Here is a 23,406-nt window from a genome sequence, read left to right on the forward strand (position 1 = left end):
GGCGCTGGACTAAACAAAGGCCCCCTTTTAGGGGGCTCACACAAAGCCACCTTCTTTAGAAGGTGGTAATTTACTTTGGGGTTGCGTTACTCTTCGCTTTCTTCGGCCATAAAGGCTTCGAGCAAATCATTAAGGAAGAGCTTCCCTTTTTCAGTAATTTGCCAATGGGTAGCCGTTTCACTCAGGTAGCCCATTTCTATCGCCCAGTCGATGGTTTCTTGAATCGTACTAAGCGGTAAGCCCGTGGTGTCCACATAATCTTGCTTCGGACAGGCTTCGATTAAGCGGAATCGGTTCATAAAAAACTCGAATGGACGATCTTCATCCGCGACGACATGTTCTGTATGCAGATAAGGTTTGACCATATTTTGATAAGCCGCTAAATAGCCTCGCGGGTGTTTTACCTTTGTCGTTCGAATAATACGTCCGTCGGTAAAACTGAGTTTGCCATGAGAGCCACAACCGATACCAAGGTAATCACCAAAGCGCCAGTAGTTGAGGTTGTGCTGACACTGATAGCCCGGCTTGCTGTAACCGGAGATTTCATATTGCACATAACCCGCGGCTGCAAGTTTTTGGTGTCCGAGCTCGAAAATATCCCACAAGTCATCATCGTCAGGTAGCGTTGGTGGCTTGTAGTAGAACATGGTGTTTGGTTCGATGGTCAGCTGATACCAAGACAAGTGCGGCGGTGCCAACTCAATCGCTTTGTCCAAATCTGCCAAGGCTTGTTCGATGCTTTGATCAGGTAAGCCGTGCATGAGATCGAGGTTAAAGCTGTTCAAACCGATTTGGTGCGCCAGCTGAGCAGCGTTGACGGCTTCGTCTTGGCCGTGAATACGCCCCAAACGCTCAAGCTTTTGTTGCTCAAAGCTTTGCACGCCGATAGAGATACGCGTTACCCCGGCTTTACGGTAGCCAACAAAACGCTCTGCTTCGATGGTGCCTGGGTTCGCTTCCATGGTTATTTCGATTTCAGGCTTGAACGGAATACGCGCTTCAATGCCCTTAAGTAGACGCTCGATGCCTTCTGCCGAAATCAAACTCGGCGTACCACCACCAATGAAGATTGAATGCAGTGGACGTGGCGCTTCGTTAAGTCGGTATTTCTCAATGTCGGTATCCAAATCTTCTAAAAGGGCACTGATGTACTCTTCTTCTGGAATCTCGGTTTTGAGCGCGTGAGAGTTAAAGTCGCAATACGGGCACTTTTGCACACACCAAGGGATGTGTACATACAAGCTGAGTGCTGGGGGCGTTAACATGGTCTAATTCGCTCGTGATTACTGAGACACTTGCTCAGACAGTTGAGCAAACAACGACTTGAGCGCTTTACCGCGGTGAGACAGTTGTTTCTTACGTGCAGGTTCAAGTTCGGCTGACGCACAGTTGTCTTCAGGAACAAAGAAGATTGGGTCGTAGCCAAAGCCATTTTCACCGTGTGCTTCAGTTAGAATTCGGCCTTCCCATTTACCGTGACAGACGATAGGCGTTGGGTCGTTCTCGTGACGCATGAGGACTAATACACAGTGGAAACGTGCTGTACGCTCTGCTTCTGGTACGCCTTCCATTGCCGCTAGCAATTTTTCTAGATTCTCTTGATCAGATGCGCTCTCGCCTGCGTAACGTGCAGAGTAAATGCCCGGAGCGCCTTTTAAGAAATCGACTTCTAATCCAGAGTCGTCTGCAATGGCAGGAAGCCCTGTTTCTTGTGCGGCATGGCGAGCTTTAATGATTGCGTTTTCAATGAAAGTTGTACCCGTTTCAGCTACTTCCGATACATTGAATTCACTTTGCGCTAATACTTCAAAGCCGAAGTCAGACAATAAATCTGCCATTTCACGAACTTTGCCTTGGTTACCAGTTGCTAGCACAATTTTTTTCATGGGAATCTCTTTTAATAGTGATAGAGGAGAACAAATCGTTCTCCTCTAGATATTCTTTAACTAATAAGTGGTTTTTAGCCTGCTTAGATCCAAAAGCTTTTGGAACATCACAACCCAATTACTCTTCAACATAAAACTTCTGGGTGAATTTAAGCTTACCTGAGCCTTTGTTTCCAGCTTTTACGTCAATATCGAAAGTAAAAGTTTCTTCGTGGGTAATTGGTAGTTCGGCTAAATAGTATATCGCATTGCCTTCTTTGACTTCACGAAAGGTCAAGGTCTGAGTTTGGCCGATAAGGTTCTTCGCGCGTCCAGCAATTTTTGCTTCTAATGCTGGCTTACCCAATGAAGCTCTATCTAACACGCTAATATTAACCACAGCGAGGTATCCATTACGTTTGATATCGTAGCTACGTGCGACTTTGGGTGTTAGGAATGTTGAGTTAAACGCGACATAGTGTACTTCGATATCTTTCATATTTTTAAACTGATCGGCGAAGCTTGGTAACGACAACAGGCTAATCAGTAATGCGGTAATCCATTTGCTCATTGTTACTTCCTCAAAGCACTTGTTATAAAACAACCATAGCTGCAATTTTACCTTGGTCAGGGGGTAAAAAATGCGTACTCAGTCGTTGGTATTAGTAAGTGTGGTACAAAATCGTAAATAAAAAGCCATCATATGATGGCTTTAATTTCTGTCGGTATCTGGGTAGGCGATTCTATCCGAATTTGTTTGTGCCGTCCTAATTCACCTTTTTCTATGTGAACCAAGCCCTTAGCGATTTTAAACTGCTTGGCTAAGAACTTAGTTAGGTGTGCATTAGCTTTGCCATCGACAGGTGGAGCAGTAATGGCGATTTTTAGCTCTTCACCATGCAAGCCAACGATTTTATCGCGGCTAGCTTTAGGTTGAATATAGAGCTTCAGGATGATGTCCTCACCATCTTGCCAAACTGCAGCTGACATTATAGCTGGAACCAAATTGGACCAATGATATCGCCCATTAAGAAGTTCGCGAACTGCAAGCCGATAAATAGCACCAGTACGCTTAAATCAAGACCACCAATAGCCGGAAGAATACGACGGATTGGAGCGCACATTGGCTCGGTCAGTTGATGGAATACGTACTCGATAGGGCTGCGGCCTTGGCTTACCCAGCTCAAAATTGCACGGATCAATAGTACCCAGAACAATAGGCCACCTGCGGCTTTGATTAATGATAATAAGCCCAAGAATAAGAAGTCAGCGCTGAAAGAGACGGAACCGTTCGAAGCTATTAGGATAAGCACGACAAATTTAAGCACACACAACACGTAGGCAAACAACACGGTTGCTAGGTCAATATTCCCCACGGAAGGGATAACGCGGCGCAATGGACCAATGACCGGCTGAGTCGCTTTTACTATGAATTGCGAGAATGGGTTGTAGAAGTCTGCGCGCGCAGCTTGCAACCAAATTCGCAAAATTACGACCATGATGTACAGGTCAAATAGGGTTGAGATGAGAAAACTCATTGAATTCATAAGGTACCCTTAACAAGTGATGGATGATACTAAACGGAGTTCATCCAAATAATTAAAACAGTTTTTCCATTTCTTCCGCGCGAGCCACAGCAGCTTGCATGGCTTTAGCGACAATATCTGAAAGTTGATGTTCGTTGAATGTACGCAGTGCTTCTGCCGTTGTCCCACCTTTCGATGTTACGTTCTCACGCAGGGTTGATAGCTCAGTTTCTGGGTTGCTAACCACCATACTGGCCGCGCCCAGTGCAGCTTGCTGAACCAATAGTCGAGCGGTCTCTTTATCAAAGCCTTGCGCAATCGCTTCTGCTTGCATCGCTTCCATAAACAGGAAGAAGTATGCTGGAGCACTGCCCGCTGCGGCAATCACATTATTGATGCCAGACTCTTGCTCAACCCAGCATACTTTACCGACCGCTTCCATTAACTCTGCGGCAAAAGCTTTGTCGTGCTCGGTTACATGAGTTGGTGCGAATAACCCACTCATACCCAACCCAAGTTGTGATGGCGTATTTGGCATAACACGAACCAAGTTCAATTTGGTGGCTAGCATATCATCCAATCGTGAACAGTTGATGCCTGCGGCAATAGAAATCACCAGTTTATTAGTGAAATCGATCGATTGCAGTGGTTTACAGACATCAGCCATCATTTGCGGTTTTACAGACAATACCACCACATCCGCCTCGGTCGCAGCTTGGATGTTATCGCTGGTGGTACGGATGCCAAAATCTTGTTCTAGCAGAAGGCGGCGAGCCTCTGAAGGAGCCGTCGCGGTAATGTTTTGCGCTGGGTATCCGTTAGCAACCAAGCCGGAAACAATGGCTCTCACCATGTTGCCAGCACCAATGAAGGCGATTTTTTTATGTTCCATTTGTCTGATTTCCATCATGATATTTAGAATTTGTTGTGCGCTCAGGTGTATAATGGCGCCGCTGTTACTTACTGCTCCTATTGGCGAGTAAGATGATTGCGCATTTACGCTCTAACGATTGACGACATAACTTATGTCGCGAGTGAGCGTTTTGTTGATTTAGCTGTAGTCTCGTGCGCCGAAAATAGCGGTTCCAATACGAACCATTGTACTACCAGCTTCGATTGCAGCGGTCATATCACCACTCATTCCCATTGATAATGTATCGATTTCTGGGAACTGTGCTTCGAGTGTTTGCTTCAACGTAGCCAACTTCTGAAATTCACGGAGTTGTGATTCGTAGTCAGACACGTTGGCAGGAATCGACATCAACCCTCTTAAAGTGAGGTTGGGTAGGCGAGAAATCAACTCCGCCAGCTCGAATACTTCCGCTTCAGTGACACCAGACTTAGATGCCTCACCACTGGTGTTAACCTGAATCAGAACTTGTAGCGGTTTAAGTTCGCTTGGCCGCTGATCATTCAGGCGTTGAGCAATCTTGGTTCGATCGATGGTGTGAACCCAATCGAAATGTTCAGCAACAAGTCGCGATTTATTCGATTGAATCGGGCCAATGAAGTGCCATTCGATTCGATTATCTGGATAATGCTCGGCAAAGTGCTGAACTTTACTGACGCCCTCTTGAACGTAGTTTTCACCAAAGGCGGTTTGTCCCGCTTGGTAGGCTTCGAGAATTGCCTCGACAGGTTTAGTTTTGCTTACCGCTAGAAGTTGCACTGACTCTGGAGTTCGACCACATTTTTGCTCGTCATATCGAATTTGAGAGGTGATATGTTCAATATTTTGTTGAATACTACTCATAGCTGTACTTTAGACTTAAGGATTTTAAATGGATATCACTGAGTTACTGGATTTTAGTGTAAAACATAATGCCTCGGATCTACATCTTTCTGCAGGTGTCCCACCAATGGTTCGTATTGATGGGGATGTGAGAAAACTAGGCATTCCAGCGTTTACACACCAAGAAGTGCATCGTTTGGTTTTCGAAATCATGAACGATGCCCAACGCAGTGAGTTCGAAGAAAAACTCGAAGTCGATTTCTCTTTTGAGTTGCATAACGTTGGCCGTTTCCGTGTCAACGCTTTCAACCAATCTCGCGGTTGTGCGGCAGTATTCCGTACCATTCCAAGTAGCATTCCAACTCTGGAAGAGCTAGAAGCGCCAGAGATCTTCAAAAAAATTGCGAACGCTGAAAAAGGCTTAGTTCTGGTCACTGGCCCAACAGGTTCAGGTAAATCGACGACCTTAGCAGCCATTGTTGACTACATTAACCGTAATCACAACAAGCACGTACTCACAATTGAAGATCCGATTGAATTTGTTCACAACAACAATAAATGTTTGATCAACCAGCGTGAAGTTCACCGTGACACCCATAGTTTCCAAAATGCTTTGCGTAGTGCATTGCGCGAAGACCCAGACGTTATTCTGGTTGGTGAGATGCGTGACAAAGAAACCATCAGCCTTGCCTTAACGGCGGCAGAAACGGGTCACTTAGTTTTCGGGACGTTGCACACCAGCTCGGCGGCAAAAACCATTGACCGTATTATCGATGTGTTTCCTGGTAGTGATAAAGATATGGTTCGCTCGATGCTATCTGAGTCTCTTCGTTCGGTTATCGCGCAAAAGCTTCTGAAGCGTAATGGTGGTGGACGTATTGCATGCCATGAAATTATGATGGCAACGCCTGCGATTCGTAACTTGATCCGCGAAGACAAAGTCGCGCAGATGTATTCGATCATTCAAACAGGTGCGGCTCACGGCATGCAAACCATGGAGCAAAATGCTCGTCAGTTAATGGCGCAAGGCATGGTTGCTCGTGAAGAGGTCGATAGTAAGATCGGATTAGAAGTGCAGCAATTCTCGTAACGTTCATACAGATAATGGTGAATACGGAAGATGGATCTAGATAAATTTCTCGAAGGCATGCTGGCGCTGAAAGCGTCGGATCTTTACATCACGGTTGGAGCGCCAATTCTATTTCGTGTGGATGGCGAATTGCGTCCGCAAGGGGAAAAACTCACCGAGAGTGATGTGGCTGCATTACTCGACAGCGCTATGGAACCAGATCGGCGTCAGGAATTTCGTAAAAGTCGCGAGTCGAATTTTGCCATTGTGAGAGATTGTGGTCGCTTCCGTGTGAGTGCCTTTTTTCAACGCGAGTTACCAGGCGCAGTGATTCGTCGTATTGAAACTAATATCCCTACTTTTGAGCAGTTAAAGTTACCGTTAGTGTTGCAAGATTTGGCGATAGCTAAGCGTGGTTTGGTGCTGGTGGTCGGTGCTACTGGATCGGGTAAATCGACCACCATGGCGGCGATGACAGGCTATCGAAACAGCAATAAAACCGGGCACATTTTGACGGTCGAAGATCCGATCGAGTTCGTGCATGAACACAAGCGCTGTATCGTGACTCAACGTGAAGTTGGGTTAGATACGGAAAGCTATGAAGTTGCGCTTAAAAACTCGCTGCGCCAAGCACCAGATATGATTTTGATTGGTGAGATCCGTAGCCGTGAAACAATGGAATACGCGATGACCTTCGCCGAAACGGGTCACCTGTGTATGGCAACGTTGCACGCCAACAATGCAAACCAAGCTTTAGAGCGCATTCTTCACTTGGTACCGAAAGATCAAAAAGAACAATTCTTGTTCGATTTGTCGATGAACCTAAAAGGCGTGGTTGGTCAGCAGCTGATCCGAGATAAAAATGGGCAGGGACGTCATGGTGTATTTGAGATCTTGCTAAATAGCCCACGTGTGTCGGATTTGATTCGTCGCGGAGATTTACATGAGTTGAAGTCAACCATGGCTCGCTCAAATGAGTTTGGTATGCTGACGTTCGATCAATCTCTTTATAAGTTAGTGATGCAAGGTAAGATCAGCGAAGAGGATGCACTACATAGTGCCGACTCGGCAAATGATCTGCGCCTGATGTTGAAAACGCAGCGTGGTGAAGCATTCTCTACGGGCAGTTTGGCAAACGTTAAGATCGATATGGATTAATCCAATCCAGAAACAAAAAAGGTTGGCAGAAGCCAACCTTTTTTCATTGTGCTTGAAGTGTTTACTCACCCCAAAGGGCTTCAAACCAGCTTTCTAGAATCACCACCGCTGACTGGCAGTCAACATTACCTTTCGATAGGGCTTTGTAGCCGCCCATGCTGAACAACTCCGCACGAGCTTCTGCAGTAGATAAACGCTCATCATGCAGCTCAACAGGCAATCCGTATCGGCCTTGCAGACGCTTAGCAAATTTTCGTGCACGAGGGGTTATGGTCTCAAGGTCTTTACCATGCAGATCGGTCGGTAAACCGACCACTAGCAAATCTGGTTGCCACTCTTTGATTTGCTTTTCGATATCGTCCCAGTTTGGAATACCGTCATTGGCTTTAAAGGCTTTTAATGGGGAAGCTGTACCAGTAATTTCTTGGCCAATAGCGCTACCAATGCTTTTGGTTCCAAAGTCAAAAGCCATAATTGTGCGTGACATAAGGTGTCTCTATCTAATGTAACTGTATATTTGGACTAAGCATGTCCAGAGTCTGCTGAAAGGTGACTTGGGTCGATACCCAGCTTTTCGACCGCTTTCTTCCAACGCTCGTTGATTGGTGTATTAAAGATAATTTCAGGCGTCGCTTCAATGGTGAGCCAAGAGTTTTCGACCAGCTCACTTTCTAATTGGCCTGCACTCCAACCGGAGTAGCCAAGTGCCACTAAGTAATCACTTGGTTCTGCTTCTGTTCCTAACACCGACAGAATATCACGCGAAGTGGTTACCGCGAGGTCATCGGTCATTTGGACGCTGGACTCGTAGTAATCTTTGGGTTTATGCAAAATAAAACCACGATCTTCCGAGATTGGGCCGCCATTGTAGACTGGTCTATCTAGACTGGCTTCAAACAGGCGCGGGTGTACTGGCTGAACTTCCACCTGCTTGAGCATGTTGCCGACGGTGATATCAACAGGAGCATTGATCATCAGCCCCATAGCGCCGTCTTCGTTGTGCTCACAAACGTAGATCACGCTGTTTTGAAAGTACGGATCTTTCATCCCAGGCATGGCAACCAAAAAGTGATTTGTGAGATTCATACTCATATTGACCCTTAACTCTCGTAAATGCCCTTAAGCAAACATCATACAGTTTACCATCTAGGTATGTGCATGAGTTTGCTTAAGTTAATGTACTACGCTCTCTATTAACTGTAATACAGTTTGAGTTATTCGCCTTTTACTCGACGCTCAATCGCATCCATCAGCTTGCCTGTGATTGAGATATCAAAAGCAGCTTCAATTTCGCGAATACAGGTTGGGCTGGTGACGTTGATTTCTGTTAGCTTGTCGCCAATTACGTCAAGGCCAACAAAGATAAGGCCTTTTTCTTTCAGTGTCGGAGCAACGGTTTGCGCAATTTTGAGGTCGGTTTCGCTTAGCGGACGAGCTTCACCAGTACCACCAGCGGCTAGGTTGCCGCGCGTTTCGCCTTTAGCAGGAATGCGTGCTAGACAGTAAGGCATAGGTTCGCCATCTACCACTAGGATACGTTTGTCACCGTTGCTGATGTCTGGCACGAAGGTTTGTGCCATTGCGTAGTTTTGACCGTGGTTAGTCAATGTCTCGATGATCACAGAGACGTTTGGATCGTTTTCTTTTACACGGAAGATGGACGCGCCACCCATACCATCAAGCGGTTTCAGGATGACATCACCATGTTTTTCACGAAATTCTTTAATTTTCTCTGCTTTTCGCGTCACGATCGTTGTAGGTGTCAGCTCTGGGAACCATGCCGTAAACAGCTTTTCGTTACAATCACGTAAGCTTTGAGGCTTGTTAACGATCAGTGCGCCTTGTTCTTCTGCACGCTCAAGGATGTAAGTCGCGTAGATGTATTCAGTATCAAACGGAGGATCTTTACGCATTAGCACCGCGTCTAGCTCAGACAGTTCGATAGTTTGCTCTGATTTGAACTCGTACCAACCGTTTGGATCTTCTTTTAGTTCTACCACTTTAGTATCTGCAATGGCAACGCCTTGATCGAGATGCAGATCATTCATTTCCATGTAGTGGATTTCATAGCCGCGTCGTTGCGCTTCAAGCATCATGGCAAAGCTAGAGTCTTTTTTGATGTTAATGGACGAGATTGGGTCCATTACGATACCGAGTTTGATCATTATTTTTCTCCGTTTTAACCAAGATCGCCGAAACGAACTTGTAAGGCTGTAATTGCTGTCAGAGCCGCTGTTTCGGTACGCAGAACGCGAGGGCCGAGTAGCGTTTCTTCAAATTGGTATTCTCGAGTCATCTCGATCTCTTCAGACGATAAACCGCCTTCAGGACCGATCAGTAGGCGCACTTTTTCAACCGGGGTTGGCAAAGTGTTGATTGAGTATTTAGCACGAGGGTGAAGGTTAAGCTTTAAACCATCGTACTCTTCTTGACACCACTCTTCCAAGCTCATAATTGGACGAATTTCGGGCACGACATTACGCCCACATTGCTCACAGGCACTGATGGCGATTTTCTGCCATTGCGCGAGTTTTTTCTCAAAACGCTTTTGGTCAAGCTTGACGCCACAACGTTCAGAAATCAGAGGAGTGATGGTATTGACGCCAAGTTCAACAGACTTTTGGATGGTGAACTCCATCTTATCGCCACGTGAAATGACTTGACCAAGGTGCAGATCTAAAGGGGATTCAATACTGTTTTCTACGCGCTCGGTGATGTTAACCAAAACTGATTTCTTGCTGACTTCACTGATAACCGCTGGGAACTCTGCGCCACTGCCGTCAAAAAGGAGAACGTCTTGGCCTTCTTTCATGCGCAAAACACGACCGATATGGCCTGCTGCGTCGTCACTTAAAGCAAGTGAGCCAAGTTGATGAATGGTTTCTGGATGATAAATTCGAGGGGTACGCATGAGATTTCCAGCAAGAGAATAAACTTAAACCCTAACATGGATGCTTTGCACCGAAAAAACAAGGGGCAAGAAGCGTTTCAATATCAGTAATTGAAACGCTTCGAGGTCGGAGGTTACAGTGCGCGGCAGGCTTCTTGAACAAATGGGTTGTGATTGCCCTGTACTTTTGCAATGCGCTCGTCACGCTCACATTCCCATTTATCGACAGGATAGGTTTTGTTCCAAGCACTCATTAATTGCGTTTGCTGCTTCGACAGTTTGAAACCGTACTCTTTGCTCATGTATAGATAGGTACGAGCAATTGAGCCACGCGCACGGTCTGGTGGCATGACTTTACGCTGCTTAAAGTTCACTTGCATCTCACAGCGACCATAACTCACGCCATCCATACCGTTCCATTGGCTGAAGTTGTAGTTCGAACGGTCACCGTTTACTTCACCAATAGCAGGAGTTAGGTTGTGCAAGTCTGCTTCCATCAAACGAAAAGTTTTGTCTTTTTTCTTACAGTTTTTACGTCCGCCATCTTGCCAGCATTGACGCTGGTGGCCAAATTGCCACGCAGGAACAACGTGCTCCCATTCGATTCGTGCAGCCCGTTTTTCTTGTTTACGGACTTGGTAGCCGCAAGAGGCTAAATCGGGTAAGCCTTTCTTGCCTTGCCATTGAATGTTACAGCCACAGTAGAAGCTTGTTGGGTGGTCTTGATAAATTTTGACCGCCTCACGTTTGGCTGCAGAGAATGAGCTCGGTGGCGCGGCAATCGCAGTGCTAGAAAGCGCGATAAGCAACAGAGAGAGTAAGTATTTCATGATAAAAGTCTTTATAAAGTATGACTTTATTCATGATAACACGCATAAAATAGCTTTAGTGATGAGTAAGTTAACAATAAGTGGCGAAGGGAAGGTTTTGATCAACTCGATCTTTATTTTGGGAACGCAAGTAACACTATGAGGTAAGGGCTACGATAACTGAATGCCGGTGAAGTTAAGTGGTTGGCGGCACTTTTGACAAGAGTACGTCGCCTCTTTGCGCAGTACTTTATTATGACGGCGAATCGATAGAGGGTAGGTCATACAACCACAACGATACTCAAAGGTTTTACCTTGAACGGATTTTACTTCAAAGTTGTGAGTGGTTTTGGCTGGTACGTTAAATACGGCTTCCATGACGCCTTTCCATTCTTTGCCGTGAGGCCTAACTCGCCCGTAAACCTGATAAGTAATCAGGTGTGCTACTTCATGAGGAATGACTTCATCTAAGAATGCTTGGGTGTTTTCGCGAAATAAAACAGGGTTTAGGCGTACTTGATTTAATTGAAGGTAGGCCTTTCCTGCCGCTTTCCCACGGACGTCGAAGGTGATTGTTGGAATCGGGAAAGAACGTTTGAAAGCTTGTTCTGCCATCGCGATACAGCCCGCCATCACTTGCTTGGCTTTATAGCTGAGTTCTATATCCACAATTCACCTCGATAAATCAAATAAAAAAGCCCCCGCATTTGCGAGGGCCAGATCATAGCATCAGTTAATTATGGTGTGTGTTTTTTCTTGATGGTGGCATGGTAAGCGTGCCATGTACCGTAGCCTAGAATTGGCATGGTAAACAACATTCCGATCCCGTAGGTCGCAAAGCCGATAAGAATACCGCCACAGATGATCGCTGCCCAAACAATCATTGCTGGAATGTTGGATTTCACGGCATTAAAGCTGGTAAATACAGCGGTCATCATGTCTACGCGACGCTCCATCATGAGCGGAATAGAAAAGGCTGAAATACTAAACACCACACAAGCCAAAACAAAGCCAACTAAAGAGCCGATGACAAGGAAGGGTAGAAACTCCCTTAAAGGTGCCCCTTGAACAGAAGGGTAGAGCGCATGAAGTAGAGCGGCAATGCGCATCCAAAATATCATACACACTGCGAGTAACACGGCGAACGCCCATTGAGATGTTGAGTTACGACCGATCGCTTTCATTGAATGGAACAAGCTTGCTTTGTGTCCGCGCTCTCTCTCCCAACTGGCATCATACAAGCCGAGCGCGAGAAACGGACCGATTAACATGTAAACAATCAAACTGGGCATGACGACCAAGTGTGTGCCTTGCCACTGTACGAGCAAAACAATGCCTATCGCAGCTGCCATAAAACAGATGCCATAGAAAGCACTAATAAGTGGCATTCGCACGAAATCATGCAGACCTAATGCGAGCCAATGAAAAGGTGCAGAAAGATTGACCGTATTGCACGGTATGGTTCTGGCGTATTCGTTGTCTGGCACTTCCTTTCGCTTGTTGTGGAAGTCCGATGGATTAACAGTTCGAGGCATAACTCCTCCTTGATTTATTCCCACATTATCCGCTTATACCAACTGACAGCGGTTTTTGTTCAGTCAAACTTGAAGCGACTTTTTCAAGTTTACATCTGAGCATTGGCTTAGTTTGGTATCGGCCATAAAGATGCCTGACTCATGTCTTTACTTAAGTGTTGCTTCCACAGTCGCCAGCATCCGACGTCTCTATTTAAATTGGAGTTAACAATATTTTAACTATTGGCGGAGATGGGATAATTTACAAATAATTGCTTAAAATTTATTCGGTATAAAAATGAGGGAGAAACAGGACTGCTTTGTGGGGCAGGGCGGTATGAGTCGAAATGACTAGATAAAAGTTGCTGAAAATAAAAAGCCCCCACCATAGGCGAGGGCTTGATTGATTCTTGCTTGGCTTGATTATTTGATGCCAGCGAAATCGCGTAGAAGTGCAGCTTTGTCTGTTGCTTCCCACGGGAATTCTTCACGACCGAAGTGACCGTAAGCCGCTGTCTTCTTGTAGATAGGTTGAAGAAGGTTAAGCATTTCTTGTAGACCGTATGGACGTAGGTCGAAGAATTGACGAACCGCTTCAATGATGATGTCGTGAGATACTTTCTCAGTACCGAACGTTTCCACCATGATAGACGTTGGATCAGCAACACCGATTGCGTAAGAAAGTTGGATCTCACAACGGTCAGCCATGCCTGCCGCTACGATGTTTTTCGCTACGTAGCGTGCTGCGTATGCTGCACTACGGTCAACTTTTGATGGATCTTTACCAGAAAACGCACCGCCACCGTGACGAGCTGCGCCGCCGTAGGTATCTACGATGATCTTACGACCAGTTAGACCACAGTCACCCATAGGACCACCGATTACGAAGCGACCGGTTGGGTTAATGAAGAAGTTTGTTTCTTTGTTGATCCACTCAGAAGGTAGCACTGGCTTAATGATCTCTTCCATTACCGCTTCACGCAGGTCTGAAGTTGAGATTGAATCACAGTGTTGAGTTGAAAGAACAACCGCGTCGATACCAACGATGTTACCTTGATCGTATTGGAATGTTACCTGAGATTTTGCATCAGGACGCAACCAAGGTAGTGTGCCGTTTTTACGAACTTCTGCTTGCTTTTGAACAAGACGGTGAGAGTAAGTAATTGGCGCTGGCATTAGTACTTCAGTTTCGTTACAAGCGTAACCAAACATGATGCCTTGGTCGCCTGCACCTTGTTCTTTAGGGTCAGCTTTATCAACACCTTGGTTGATATCTGGCGACTGTTTACCGATTGTGTTTAGTACCGCACAAGAATCTGCGTCAAAGCCCATATCTGAATGTACGTAGCCGATTTCACGAACGGTTTCACGAGTTAACTCTTCGATGTCTACCCATGCTGAAGTCGTGATTTCACCACCCACCATTACCATACCGGTTTTAACGTAAGTCTCACATGCAACACGAGCCTTTGGATCTTGCTCTAGAATCGCGTCAAGAACCGCATCAGAAATCTGGTCTGCAATTTTATCTGGATGACCTTCTGATACTGACTCAGAAGTAAACAGGTGCTTAGCCATGTTAGCTCCACTATATCTGGTTTAAAACTGGGGAATGATAAACTCTCCAGCGCAAATTAATACTAATTTTTGTAGGTGTATCTACATCTAGACGTCTATTCTAAATTTGATTGCTCGAATTACAAGCTCTTTTTTGGTTTTTGTTATAACCAAACGTTTGCCTGATTTATTGATAATTTTAAGAACTTCGAACGATTTGGCGCGAAAGGTGCAATATTTGTGAGGTTTTGGACTGGAAAACGTTTGCACACCCAACAGGGCTTTGAGAGAATTATGACCTACTTTTCGTTTCGCTTAATGTACTCAGGAGCAGACATGTCGTCTCGTAAACATCTTGCCAATGCAATTCGTGCTCTAAGCATGGATGGTGTTCAACAAGCTAACTCAGGCCACCCAGGCGCACCAATGGGTATGGCTGATATCGCTGAAGTTCTTTGGCGCTCTCACCTAAACCATAACCCTTCAAACCCAGAGTGGGCCGACCGCGATCGCTTTGTGCTGTCAAACGGTCATGGGTCAATGCTTATTTACTCTCTACTGCACTTAAGCGGTTACGAGCTATCTATTGACGATCTGAAAAACTTCCGTCAATTGCACTCAAAAACCCCAGGTCACCCAGAGTACGGCTACGCGCCTGGTATCGAGACAACAACGGGTCCTCTAGGTCAAGGCATAACTAACGCTGTTGGTATGGCGATCGCAGAGAAAGCACTAGCGGCACAGTTCAACAAAGAAGGTCACGATATCGTTGACCACTTTACGTATGTGTTCATGGGTGACGGCTGTCTAATGGAAGGCATCTCGCATGAAGCATGCTCTCTTGCTGGGACGTTAGGTCTAGGCAAACTGATCGCGTTCTGGGATGACAACGGCATTTCTATCGACGGTCACGTTGAAGGCTGGTTCTCTGACGATACACCTAAGCGTTTTGAAGCGTACGGCTGGCATGTAATCCCAGCAGTCGATGGTCACGACTCAGACGCGATCAACGCAGCAATTGAAGCAGCAAAAGCGGACCCACGTCCTACGCTTATCTGTACCAAAACAATTATCGGTTTCGGTTCTCCTAACAAGTCTGGTTCGCACGACTGTCACGGTGCACCACTAGGTCACGATGAAATCCAAGCGGCTCGCGAATACCTAGGTTGGGAGTACGGCCCATTTGAGATCCCGGCAGATGTTTACGCTGAGTGGGATGCAAAAGAAGCGGGCGCCGCGAAAGAAGCAGCTTGGAATGAAAAATTCGAAGCATACGCTGCAGCTTACCCTGCTGAAGCGGCAGAGCTTAAACGTCGTCTAAACGGCGAACTTCCTGCACAGTGGGAAGAAAAAGCGAACCAAATCATTGCCGATCTTCAAGCAAACCCAGCGAACATTGCATCACGTAAAGCATCGCAAAATGCACTAGAAGCGTTTGGTCAAATGCTTCCTGAGTTTATGGGTGGTTCTGCTGACCTAGCGCCTTCTAACCTGACCATGTGGTCTGGTTCTAAGTCTCTAGAAACGGAGGACTTCTCTGGCAACTACATCCACTACGGTGTACGCGAATTCGGTATGACTGCTATCATCAACGGTATCGCATTGCACGGTGGTTTCGTTCCTTACGGCGCAACATTCCTAATGTTCATGGAATACGCTCGTAACGCAATGCGTATGGCTGCGCTGATGAAAATTCAGAACATCCAAGTTTACACGCATGATTCGATCGGTCTTGGCGAAGATGGCCCAACTCACCAACCTGTTGAGCAAATGGCGTCTCTACGTGTAACTCCAAACATGAGCACATGGCGCCCATGTGACCAAGTTGAGTCTGCAGTTGCATGGAAACTAGCGATTGAACGTAAAGATGCACCAACTGCACTTATCTTCTCTCGTCAAAACCTAGCGCAACAAGAGCGTACTGCTGAACAAGTCGCAGACATCGCGAAAGGTGCTTACATCCTGAAAGATAGCGAAGGTAAGCCTGAGCTAATCCTTATCGCAACAGGTTCTGAGGTTGAGCTTGCAGTGAAAGCCGCTGAGCAACTAACTTCAGAAGGCAAGAAAGTACGCGTTGTTTCAATGCCATCAACAGATGCATTCGACAAACAAGACGCCGCTTACCGTGAATCTGTACTGCCATCAGACGTAACGGCACGTATCGCTATTGAAGCGGGCATTGCGGATTTCTGGTACAAGTACGTAGGCTTCGACGGTCGCATCATCGGTATGACAACATTCGGTGAATCAGCACCTGCTGGTCAGCTATTCGAGATGTTTGGCTTCACGACTGAAAACGTAGTGAACACAGCTAAAGAATTGCTAGCGTAATTGCAGGACCGTCTAAACAGTCGAACGTAAACGACGATTGTTAAACGCTAAAGTTAGAAAGGCCATCATTATGATGGCCTTTTTATTTTTGTCAGGTTTTCCAACCTTGTGGAATGCTTTGGTGAATGCAGTCTAAAAGTACGGATAAGCGCAGTGGTGGTCGTCCTGCTGGTGTATAGCAGTTAATGGAAATAGGCTCAGAAAGCCAACCTTCTAAGCAAGGCGTGATTCGCCCTGGGTGATGTTTCTCATAGCCGTATGCTGTCCAAGTCGGCAGCAGTCCAATACCATGACCATTCGCGATACTGTCTATTTGCATTGCTATGTTGTCGCTGTATAAGCGACTAACAAAGGGTTCTAAAAAGAACTCACCGTGTTGAGGGTGTGCTAGCATCAATCCATTTTCTTGCACTGAACCAAAATCGATCCATGGATGTGCTTCAAGTTCTTTGGGGTGCGGTATAGGCCCATGTTGTTTTAGATAATTTGGAGAGGCAAAAGGCGTATAGCGAAATACCCCCAGCACTTCTTTTCGCCAGTCTAGCTCTTTACGTTCACCGAGCCAGATGAACAAATCTGGGTCATGATGCGCCTCAGAAAAGTCACTGGTAAGTTGAACTCTAACATCGGGATTATCAGCAAGAAAACGATTGAGTACGCCGCCGAGCCAGCTTCTAACTAAGGCAGTATGACAAACAATATGCAGTGGCCCTGAAACTTGGTTCGTTAAACCTTGCAGTGCATCATAACTCTCTTCGCTTAACTCAAGAATCTGGCGGCTGTAGTGGGCAAAGATTTCTCCAGCTCTTGTCAGAACTAATCGATTACCTTGTCTGGCGGTTAGAGCCTGACCGAAGTCTTCTTCTAATTGTGCCAAGCGACGACTTAGCGTTGATTTTGGCTGATTAAGGGCTTTAGCAGCGGCTGTCAAACTTTTATGCTGATTGAGCGCATCAAAGGCTCTAATTGATGCTAAGTCGTGCATATTTCTTTTACTCCTTACTGCGTTATGTACGAGTTCCATAAATGGAAAGAACCGTTCCATAACTCTCACTATGCATCTCATTCTATTTGTGAATAATTCACTTTCGAAAATAATAATCATTATCAATTATGGAGATGTAGATGTCTACTCTTAGACTGCCAGTTATTACCGCAACTGGTATTTTAGCCTTCGTCAGTGTCCCTCATGTTTTTGCCAATGATGCAGTTTCTAAAATGGAAACAGTGGTTGTAACTGCATCAAGTTATGAGCAATCTCAAGCGGACGCGCCTGCAAGTATTAGTGTGATTTCACGTGAGGAGTTGGACTCCCGTTATTACCGCGATGTGACTGATGCACTAAAAAGTGTGCCAGGTGTTGTCGTGACAGGTGGTGGTGATACCACCGACATTAGTATCCGTGGTATGGGTTCTAAATACACTTTGATACTGGTCGATGGTAAACGTCAAAGTACGCGTGAAACTCGTCCAAATAGTGACGGCCCTGGTATCGAACAAGGTTGGTTACCTCCTCTTCAAGCGATTGAGCGAATCGAAGTTATTCGTGGCCCAATGTCGACGCTTTACGGTTCTGATGCGATTGGTGGTGTGATTAACGTCATCACACGAAAAGATGCGCTAGAGTGGACGGGTAATGTTCAACTGGGCACGGTACTACAAGAGAATAGTCGCTCAGGGGGAGAGCAGAGCGCGAACTTTTTCGTTAATGGTCCGTTGGCTGAAAATTTATCTCTCCAAGTATATGGTCAGTACACAACCAGAGAAGAAGATGACATCGAATACGGTTATGAAGATAAAGATATGCAGAGTATCTCTTCAAAACTGACTTACCAGATTAATGATCGCCACTCGGTGCAATTAGAAGGCGGCACGTCGGCACAAAGTCGTCGTGGTAATGTAGGCCTTTCAGTGCCGACCACTGGGTGTCGTGGTGGGTGTGAAGACTCACTGAATGAATATCGTCGTAATTACGTAACGGTAAGCCACAACGGTGATTGGGATTCGATTGGCATTTCAGATACTTACTTACAGCGAGAAGAGAGCGAGAACAAATCTCGTGAGATGACGATCACCAACACCACGTTCAAATCGAGCTTGGTGACTGGTATCGGAAACCATACGTTGACGACGGGTGTGGACGCCACTCATGCAGAGCTTGAGGATTTCACCTCCAACAAAGCGTCATCGAAGACTGAAACATCGAATACGCAGTGGGCTGTTTTCATTGAAGATGAATGGAGAATCGCTGATCCGTTTAGCGTTACGCTTGGTGGTCGTCTAGATCATGACGAAAACTATGGCGCGCACTTTAGTCCGCGTGTTTACGGTGTATGGCGAGTTGATCCGTCTTGGACGGTGAAAGGCGGTGTGGCAACAGGTTTCCGTTCTCCACAATTACGTGAAATTACTCCTGGCTGGGCGCAAGTCAGTGGTGGCGGTAATATCTACGGTAACCCAGATCTTGACCCTGAAACGTCGCTAAACAAAGAAATCAGCGTCTTGTATCAAGGTGATTCTGGCTTAGATGTTTCTTTGACAGCGTTCCATAACGAATTCAAAGACAAGATCACACGTGTTGTTTGTCCAGACACTATCTGTACTGATGGTCCAAACCAATGGGGCGCAGATCCAACGTACCGTATTAACGTGGATGAAGCCGTCACACAAGGTATTGAAGCGACCTTAGCATCGCCGTTAACGGAAACCATTTACCTTAGCTCGAGCTACACATTTACCGACTCAGAGCAAAAAACAGGTGAATACAAAGGCATGCCGCTGCAGCAGTTACCAAAGCATCTGTTTAATGTGGATGTGACTTGGCAAACGACAACAGATCTAGAGAGCTGGGCGAAAGTCACGTACCGAGGTAAAGAAATGGATCCGGTTACTGGCCCATCAAGAAACAGTATCGTAGAGCCAGCTTATACCTTTGTGGACGCCGGTGTGACATACCAGTTAACCGACAATACTCGTATTAAAGGCGCTATCTATAACTTGCTGGACGAGGAAATCAGTTACGAAGAATACGGATATATTGAAGATGGTCGTCGCTACTGGTTAGGTTTAGACGTCGCATTTTAATTATCTATCGTTGTAATAAGGTCGAGCATAGTCTCGACCTTTTTTAATCCTGCTTTACTGTGATTCAACAGGTGCGTTTGTCAGCCTGATCAGGTAGTATCTGTAACACGAAATTTTTGGTAGGGCGAAGGATAAATGCTAAAGGTTGCGATCAATGGATTTGGACGTATAGGTCGTAATGTTCTGCGAGCGGTGTATGAAAGCGGAAAACACCAGCAGATCAAGGTTGTGGCGGTTAACGAACTAGCACAGCCAGAGGCGATGGCACACCTACTGCAATATGACACCAGTCATGGTCGCTTTGGTAAAAAAATTTCCCATGACCAAGAACATTTGCATGTTCATCATGACAGCGGTGAATATGATTCCATTCGCATTCTCCACTTCTCCGAAATCGAATTACTTCCTTGGCGTGATTTAGAAGTTGATATCGTCTTGGATTGCACTGGCGTATTTGGTTCGCAAGCGGATGGGCAAGCGCATATAGAAGCTGGCGCGAAGAAAGTACTGTTTTCGCACCCGGGCGCAAACGACCTAGATAATACGATTATCTATGGCGTGAACCACGAAACTCTGAAAGACGAGCACCGTGTTGTCTCCAATGGCTCTTGCACCACCAACTGTATCGTTCCCATCATTAAAGTATTAGACGAAGCCTTCGGCATAGAGTCTGGCACCATTACCACAATTCATTCGTCCATGAACGATCAACAAGTAATTGATGCGTATCATAACGACTTACGCCGTACCCGCGCTGCAAGCCAATCTATTATTCCGGTGGACACTAAGTTGCATAAGGGGATTGAAAGAATCTTCCCGAAATTTTCCAACAAATTCGAAGCAATTTCTGTTCGTGTTCCAACGGTTAACGTCACTGCAATGGATTTAAGTGTCACAATTAGTACAAATGTGAAAGTTAATGACGTAAATCAAACCATTGTTAACGCATCTCAGTGTACATTACGTAACATTGTTGACTATACTGAATCGCCACTCGTTTCCATCGACTTTAACCACGACCCCCATAGTGCGATTGTGGATGGAAGCCAGACTAGAGTGAGTAACGGGCAACTCGTAAAAATGCTCGTTTGGTGCGACAACGAATGGGGCTTTGCTAACCGGATGCTGGATACTGCCTTAGCAATGCAAGCTTCTTCGCAAGTGGAACAGTAATGACGAAGAAGTGATGGAGAATTTTTATTTCTAGCCTTGAAATAAATCCATAATATCTCCATATCTATAACCAGTTTGAAGAATTAACAGGCTTGGCAGGGTTGCCGAGTTTTCAAAAACTTTAATTATTAAATATTTGAGAGGACACATCATGTCTGTAATCAAGATGACTGACCTGGATCTTGCAGGTAAACGTGTATTTATCCGTGCTGACCTAAACGTGCCAGTAAAAGACGGTAAAGTAACTTCGGATGCACGTATCATCGCATCTCTTCCAACTATTAAGCACTGCCTAGAAGCAGGCGCTAAAGTAATGGTTACGTCTCACCTAGGTCGCCCAACTGAAGGTGAATACGCTGAAGAGTTCTCTCTACAACCAGTTGTTAATTACCTAAACGACGCACTAGATTGCGAAGTGAAGCTAGCAAAAGACTACCTAGATGGCCTAGAGCTAAATGCGGGTGAACTTGTTGTTCTTGAAAACGTTCGCTTCAACAAAGGCGAAAAGAAAAACGACGAAGAGCTATCTAAGAAATACGCAGCACTATGTGACGTATTCGTAATGGACGCATTCGGTACGGCTCACCGTGCTCAAGCATCTACTCACGGCGTTGGTATGCACGCAGACGTAGCATGTGCTGGTCCTCTACTAGCGAACGAACTAGAAGCGCTAGGCAAAGCAATGGACAAGCCAGCTCGCCCAATGGTTGCTATCGTTGGTGGTTCAAAAGTATCTACTAAGCTAACGGTTCTTGAGTCTCTATCTAAAATCGCTGACCAACTCGTTGTTGGTGGTGGTATTGCTAACACATTCATCGCAGCTGCTGGCCACAACGTTGGTAAGTCTCTATACGAAGCAGACCTAGTTGAAACAGCTAAGAAGCTAATGGACGAGTGTGCAATTCCAGTAGCAACTGACGTTGCATGTGCGAAAGCATTTGACGAGAACGCAGAAGCTGAAATCAAGCACGTTTCTGAAGTACAAGACGACGACATGATCTTCGACCTTGGTCCAGATTCAACTGCTGAACTAGCTGAAATCCTTAAAAACGCTAAGACTATCCTATGGAATGGTCCAGTAGGCGTATTCGAATTCAAGAACTTCGAAGCAGGTACTAAAGGTATCTCTGAAGCTATCGCAGCTTCTGAAGGCTTCTCTGTTGCTGGTGGTGGTGACACGCTAGCGGCTATCGACAAGTTCGGTATCAAAGCGGATGTATCTTACATCTCTACTGGCGGCGGCGCTTTCCTTGAGTTCGTAGAAGGTAAAGTTCTTCCAGCAGTAGAAATGCTAGAAGCACGCGCTAAGTAATTAAAGCAAAGCGGGGGAGTGATTCTCCCGCTTTCTTGTTTGCTGCAACGTGTGAGGAACTCTGCTAGAATAGCCTCAGTTGTGAGCAAACGTTTGCAAGATTTTCAACTTAACAAGTTTTGTTTAAAAACGACAGATAAATAGGATTACATCCATGTCTAAGATCTTCGACTTCGTAAAACCAGGTGTTATCTCTGGCGATGACGTTCAGAAAGTATTTGAAGTTGCAAAAGAAAACAGCTTTGCACTTCCAGCAGTAAACTGTGTGGGTACTGACTCTGTAAACGCAGTACTTGAAGCAGCTGCAAAAGTTAAAGCTCCAGTTATCGTTCAGTTCTCTAACGGTGGCGCTGCTTTCTTTGCTGGTAAAGGTCTAAAACTTGAAGGTCAAGAAGCTCAAATCCTAGGTGCTGTTGCTGGTGCGAAATACGTTCACGCTGTAGCTGAAGCTTACGGTGTTCCAGTAATCCTACACACTGACCACGCAGCTAAGAAACTACTTCCTTGGATCGACGGTCTACTAGACGCTGGTGAAGAGTACTTCGCGCAAACTGGTAAGCCACTATTCTCTTCTCACATGATCGACCTTTCTGAAGAGTCTCTAGAAGAGAACATCGAAATTTCTGCTAAGTACCTAGAGCGCATGGCTAAAATGAACATGACTCTAGAAATCGAACTAGGTTGTACTGGTGGTGAAGAAGACGGCGTTGACAACTCTGATATGGATGCGTCTGAGCTATACACTTCTCCAGAAGACGTTGCATACGCATACGAGAAACTAAGCGCAATCAGCCACCGTTTCACTATCGCAGCATCTTTCGGTAACGTACACGGCGTATACAAGCCAGGTAACGTTGTACTAACTCCAACTATCCTACGTGATTCTCAAGCGCACGTTTCTGAGAAATTCGGTCTTCCAGCGAACTCTCTAAACTTCGTATTCCACGGCGGTTCAGGTTCTTCTCTAGAAGAAATCCGTGAATCTATCGGCTACGGTGTAATCAAAATGAACATCGATACTGATACACAGTGGGCTACTTGGGATGGTATCCGTAAGTTCGAAGCTGAAAACCACGATTACCTACAAGGTCAGATCGGTAACCCAACGGGTGAAGATGCACCAAACAAGAAGTACTACGATCCACGCGTATGGCTACGTGCAGGCCAAGCTTCAATGGTTACTCGTCTAGAGCAAGCATTTGCTGACCTTAACGCAGTTGACGTACTATAATCGTTACTGATTAAGTTACTTAAAAACCCGCTCTCTGAGCGGGTTTTTTTATGTCTATCACTTTCTTCCCCGCTGCTTTCTCCCGATATTTTTATGCGTTAGGTTGTATTTGCTAGTGAGATATCTCACCTTTAACGTTTTTTTAAAGAAAACAT

At 45.7% G+C, this 23,406-nt stretch carries 23 protein-coding genes; 7 read left to right on the top strand and 16 right to left on the bottom strand.

Translation table 11 applies throughout. The features are described 5' to 3' along the window. Positions 1 to 86 precede the first annotated feature (86 nt). The 7 genes from hemW to R7O03_RS19000 form a co-directional block, all read right to left on the bottom strand. On the bottom strand, positions 87 to 1,265 hold the full coding sequence (hemW, locus tag R7O03_RS18970; RefSeq protein WP_042521300.1) for a radical SAM family heme chaperone HemW: 1,179 nt from the start codon (positions 1,263 to 1,265) through the stop codon (positions 87 to 89). An 18-nt stretch (positions 1,266 to 1,283) separates the two neighbouring features. After that, positions 1,284 to 1,886, bottom strand: coding sequence for an XTP/dITP diphosphatase (locus tag R7O03_RS18975; RefSeq protein WP_005381009.1), 603 nt, complete (start codon positions 1,884 to 1,886; stop codon positions 1,284 to 1,286). Positions 1,887 to 2,004: 118 nt separating this feature from the next. Next, a complete protein-coding gene (locus R7O03_RS18980; RefSeq protein WP_005381010.1) occupies positions 2,005 to 2,436 on the bottom strand; it encodes a DUF4426 domain-containing protein in 432 nt (143 codons plus the stop codon). 128 nt (positions 2,437 to 2,564) lie between these two features. Next, positions 2,565 to 2,855 (bottom strand): DUF167 family protein YggU, encoded by a 291-nt coding sequence (gene yggU, locus R7O03_RS18985; RefSeq protein WP_005381011.1) that lies wholly within the window; start codon positions 2,853 to 2,855, stop codon positions 2,565 to 2,567. Further along, entirely contained in the window at positions 2,855 to 3,412 is a 558-nt protein-coding gene (locus R7O03_RS18990) for a YggT family protein (protein ID WP_005381012.1), read from the bottom strand. The genes yggU and R7O03_RS18990 overlap by 1 nt, the downstream gene beginning before the upstream one ends. A 52-nt stretch (positions 3,413 to 3,464) precedes the next feature. Then, on the bottom strand, positions 3,465 to 4,283 hold the full coding sequence (proC, locus tag R7O03_RS18995) for a pyrroline-5-carboxylate reductase (protein WP_005381013.1): 819 nt from the start codon (positions 4,281 to 4,283) through the stop codon (positions 3,465 to 3,467). Positions 4,284 to 4,442: 159 nt separating this feature from the next. After that, positions 4,443 to 5,144, bottom strand: coding sequence for a YggS family pyridoxal phosphate-dependent enzyme (locus tag R7O03_RS19000; protein ID WP_005384521.1), 702 nt, complete (start codon positions 5,142 to 5,144; stop codon positions 4,443 to 4,445). A 28-nt stretch (positions 5,145 to 5,172) separates the two neighbouring features. Here R7O03_RS19000 and R7O03_RS19005 point away from each other — a divergent pair, with 28 nt between their 5' ends. Further along, positions 5,173 to 6,213, top strand: coding sequence for a type IV pilus twitching motility protein PilT (locus R7O03_RS19005; RefSeq protein WP_005381015.1), 1,041 nt, complete (start codon positions 5,173 to 5,175; stop codon positions 6,211 to 6,213). A gap of 30 nt (positions 6,214 to 6,243) precedes the next feature. Next, positions 6,244 to 7,350, top strand: coding sequence for a PilT/PilU family type 4a pilus ATPase (locus R7O03_RS19010; protein WP_005381016.1), 1,107 nt, complete (start codon positions 6,244 to 6,246; stop codon positions 7,348 to 7,350). Between the two features lie 61 nt (positions 7,351 to 7,411). Here R7O03_RS19010 and ruvX read toward each other — a convergent pair whose 3' ends face one another. From ruvX to metK, 8 genes are all read right to left on the bottom strand, one after another. After that, the gene (gene ruvX / locus R7O03_RS19015) at positions 7,412 to 7,837 is read right to left on the bottom strand and encodes a Holliday junction resolvase RuvX (RefSeq protein ID WP_005381017.1); all 426 of its coding nucleotides are present in this window, start codon (positions 7,835 to 7,837) and stop codon (positions 7,412 to 7,414) included. A gap of 35 nt (positions 7,838 to 7,872) precedes the next feature. After that, positions 7,873 to 8,436 carry a YqgE/AlgH family protein gene (locus tag R7O03_RS19020; protein WP_005381020.1) on the bottom strand — a complete coding sequence of 188 codons (564 nt, stop codon included), beginning with the start codon at positions 8,434 to 8,436 and terminating at the stop codon, positions 7,873 to 7,875. A gap of 128 nt (positions 8,437 to 8,564) precedes the next feature. Next, entirely contained in the window at positions 8,565 to 9,515 is a 951-nt protein-coding gene (gene gshB / locus R7O03_RS19025) for a glutathione synthase (protein ID WP_005381021.1), read from the bottom strand. A gap of 14 nt (positions 9,516 to 9,529) precedes the next feature. Then, positions 9,530 to 10,261: a 16S rRNA (uracil(1498)-N(3))-methyltransferase gene (rsmE, locus tag R7O03_RS19030; RefSeq protein ID WP_053304141.1), complete on the bottom strand. Its 732-nt coding sequence runs from the start codon at positions 10,259 to 10,261 to the stop codon at positions 9,530 to 9,532. 113 nt (positions 10,262 to 10,374) lie between these two features. Next, the gene (gene endA, locus R7O03_RS19035) at positions 10,375 to 11,070 is read right to left on the bottom strand and encodes a deoxyribonuclease I (RefSeq protein ID WP_053306786.1); all 696 of its coding nucleotides are present in this window, start codon (positions 11,068 to 11,070) and stop codon (positions 10,375 to 10,377) included. 150 nt (positions 11,071 to 11,220) lie between these two features. Next, the gene (locus tag R7O03_RS19040; RefSeq protein ID WP_054866486.1) at positions 11,221 to 11,718 is read right to left on the bottom strand and encodes a SprT family zinc-dependent metalloprotease; all 498 of its coding nucleotides are present in this window, start codon (positions 11,716 to 11,718) and stop codon (positions 11,221 to 11,223) included. Positions 11,719 to 11,786: 68 nt separating this feature from the next. Further along, positions 11,787 to 12,584: a DUF2189 domain-containing protein gene (locus R7O03_RS19045; protein ID WP_213908004.1), complete on the bottom strand. Its 798-nt coding sequence runs from the start codon at positions 12,582 to 12,584 to the stop codon at positions 11,787 to 11,789. A gap of 402 nt (positions 12,585 to 12,986) precedes the next feature. Further along, positions 12,987 to 14,141, bottom strand: a complete 1,155-nt coding sequence (metK, locus tag R7O03_RS19050; protein WP_005381027.1) for a methionine adenosyltransferase — start codon at positions 14,139 to 14,141, stop codon at positions 12,987 to 12,989. 315 nt (positions 14,142 to 14,456) lie between these two features. Between metK and tkt the strand changes: the two genes are divergently transcribed. Continuing rightward, positions 14,457 to 16,451, top strand: a complete 1,995-nt coding sequence (tkt, locus tag R7O03_RS19055) for a transketolase (protein WP_005381028.1) — start codon at positions 14,457 to 14,459, stop codon at positions 16,449 to 16,451. Between the two features lie 91 nt (positions 16,452 to 16,542). On the opposite strand, the gene R7O03_RS19060 is transcribed toward tkt, so the two are convergent. Further along, the gene (locus R7O03_RS19060) at positions 16,543 to 17,436 is read right to left on the bottom strand and encodes a LysR family transcriptional regulator (RefSeq protein WP_053306784.1); all 894 of its coding nucleotides are present in this window, start codon (positions 17,434 to 17,436) and stop codon (positions 16,543 to 16,545) included. A 140-nt stretch (positions 17,437 to 17,576) separates the two neighbouring features. On the opposite strand from R7O03_RS19060, the gene R7O03_RS19065 reads away from it, so the two are divergent. The 4 genes from R7O03_RS19065 to fbaA all read left to right on the top strand — a co-directional run bounded on the left by R7O03_RS19065 (position 17,577) and on the right by fbaA (position 23,251). Then, positions 17,577 to 19,535 carry a ligand-gated channel protein gene (locus tag R7O03_RS19065; protein WP_054575406.1) on the top strand — a complete coding sequence of 653 codons (1,959 nt, stop codon included), beginning with the start codon at positions 17,577 to 17,579 and terminating at the stop codon, positions 19,533 to 19,535. 135 nt (positions 19,536 to 19,670) lie between these two features. After that, a complete protein-coding gene (epd, locus tag R7O03_RS19070; protein WP_318131945.1) occupies positions 19,671 to 20,708 on the top strand; it encodes an erythrose-4-phosphate dehydrogenase in 1,038 nt (345 codons plus the stop codon). Between the two features lie 151 nt (positions 20,709 to 20,859). Beyond that, entirely contained in the window at positions 20,860 to 22,020 is a 1,161-nt protein-coding gene (locus R7O03_RS19075) for a phosphoglycerate kinase (RefSeq protein WP_005384547.1), read from the top strand. A 154-nt stretch (positions 22,021 to 22,174) separates the two neighbouring features. Then, complete coding sequence (fbaA, locus tag R7O03_RS19080) at positions 22,175 to 23,251, top strand: class II fructose-bisphosphate aldolase (protein ID WP_005380996.1); 1,077 nt, start codon at positions 22,175 to 22,177, stop codon at positions 23,249 to 23,251. The last annotated feature ends 155 nt before the right edge of the window (positions 23,252 to 23,406 follow it).

Source organism: Vibrio sp. Vb2960 (genome assembly GCF_033337665.1).
Classification (GTDB): domain Bacteria; phylum Pseudomonadota; class Gammaproteobacteria; order Enterobacterales; family Vibrionaceae; genus Vibrio; species Vibrio alginolyticus.

Coding starts and splice junctions, on each gene's coding strand:
- R7O03_RS19010 (WP_005381016.1), top strand. CDS start 6,244: ATGGATCTAGATAAATTTCTCGAAGGCATGCTGGCGCTGAAAGCGTCG.
- tkt (WP_005381028.1), top strand. CDS start 14,457: ATGTCGTCTCGTAAACATCTTGCCAATGCAATTCGTGCTCTAAGCATG.
- R7O03_RS19000 (WP_005384521.1), bottom strand. CDS start 5,144: ATGAGTAGTATTCAACAAAATATTGAACATATCACCTCTCAAATTCGA.
- fbaA (WP_005380996.1), top strand. CDS start 22,175: ATGTCTAAGATCTTCGACTTCGTAAAACCAGGTGTTATCTCTGGCGAT.
- R7O03_RS18990 (WP_005381012.1), bottom strand. CDS start 3,412: ATGAATTCAATGAGTTTTCTCATCTCAACCCTATTTGACCTGTACATC.
- R7O03_RS18980 (WP_005381010.1), bottom strand. CDS start 2,436: ATGAGCAAATGGATTACCGCATTACTGATTAGCCTGTTGTCGTTACCA.
- epd (WP_318131945.1), top strand. CDS start 19,671: ATGCTAAAGGTTGCGATCAATGGATTTGGACGTATAGGTCGTAATGTT.
- proC (WP_005381013.1), bottom strand. CDS start 4,283: ATGGAACATAAAAAAATCGCCTTCATTGGTGCTGGCAACATGGTGAGA.
- rsmE (WP_053304141.1), bottom strand. CDS start 10,261: ATGCGTACCCCTCGAATTTATCATCCAGAAACCATTCATCAACTTGGC.
- yggU (WP_005381011.1), bottom strand. CDS start 2,855: ATGTCAGCTGCAGTTTGGCAAGATGGTGAGGACATCATCCTGAAGCTC.
- hemW (WP_042521300.1), bottom strand. CDS start 1,265: ATGTTAACGCCCCCAGCACTCAGCTTGTATGTACACATCCCTTGGTGT.
- R7O03_RS19075 (WP_005384547.1), top strand. CDS start 20,860: ATGTCTGTAATCAAGATGACTGACCTGGATCTTGCAGGTAAACGTGTA.
- ruvX (WP_005381017.1), bottom strand. CDS start 7,837: ATGTCACGCACAATTATGGCTTTTGACTTTGGAACCAAAAGCATTGGT.
- R7O03_RS18975 (WP_005381009.1), bottom strand. CDS start 1,886: ATGAAAAAAATTGTGCTAGCAACTGGTAACCAAGGCAAAGTTCGTGAA.
- endA (WP_053306786.1), bottom strand. CDS start 11,070: ATGAAATACTTACTCTCTCTGTTGCTTATCGCGCTTTCTAGCACTGCG.
- R7O03_RS19060 (WP_053306784.1), bottom strand. CDS start 17,436: ATGCACGACTTAGCATCAATTAGAGCCTTTGATGCGCTCAATCAGCAT.
- R7O03_RS19005 (WP_005381015.1), top strand. CDS start 5,173: ATGGATATCACTGAGTTACTGGATTTTAGTGTAAAACATAATGCCTCG.
- R7O03_RS19020 (WP_005381020.1), bottom strand. CDS start 8,436: ATGAATCTCACAAATCACTTTTTGGTTGCCATGCCTGGGATGAAAGAT.
- metK (WP_005381027.1), bottom strand. CDS start 14,141: ATGGCTAAGCACCTGTTTACTTCTGAGTCAGTATCAGAAGGTCATCCA.
- R7O03_RS19065 (WP_054575406.1), top strand. CDS start 17,577: ATGTCTACTCTTAGACTGCCAGTTATTACCGCAACTGGTATTTTAGCC.
- R7O03_RS19045 (WP_213908004.1), bottom strand. CDS start 12,584: ATGCCTCGAACTGTTAATCCATCGGACTTCCACAACAAGCGAAAGGAA.
- gshB (WP_005381021.1), bottom strand. CDS start 9,515: ATGATCAAACTCGGTATCGTAATGGACCCAATCTCGTCCATTAACATC.